Genomic DNA, 236 nt, shown 5'->3' on the forward strand with positions numbered 1-236 from the left:
CGGAGTTGGATTCTGCGTAACTCGCGGCGGAGTGTGCGGTCGAGGTCGTCGGGGGTGTCGAAGGCGGTGTCGGCCGCAGCTCTGCGCACGGGCGACCAGGCGGCTTCGACCGGGTTCAGGTCTGGCGCGTATGCCGTGAGGCGGATGGTGGTGAGCCAGTCGTGCTCGGCCTCATACCGCTTCAGCCCGGCGGCCGGGTGGGTGTTGAGATTGTCCCAAATCACCACGATGGGTCC

General features: G+C 67.4%; 1 protein-coding gene. It reads right to left on the reverse strand.

Features of this window, described 5'->3' with window-relative positions:
* The coding region (locus IF89_RS0137130; RefSeq protein ID WP_030778458.1) for a transposase at window positions 1-236 on the reverse strand (236 nt) is incomplete at both ends.

The organism is Streptomyces sp. NRRL F-2664, from assembly GCF_000719345.1.
GTDB lineage: Bacteria > Actinomycetota > Actinomycetes > Streptomycetales > Streptomycetaceae > Streptomyces.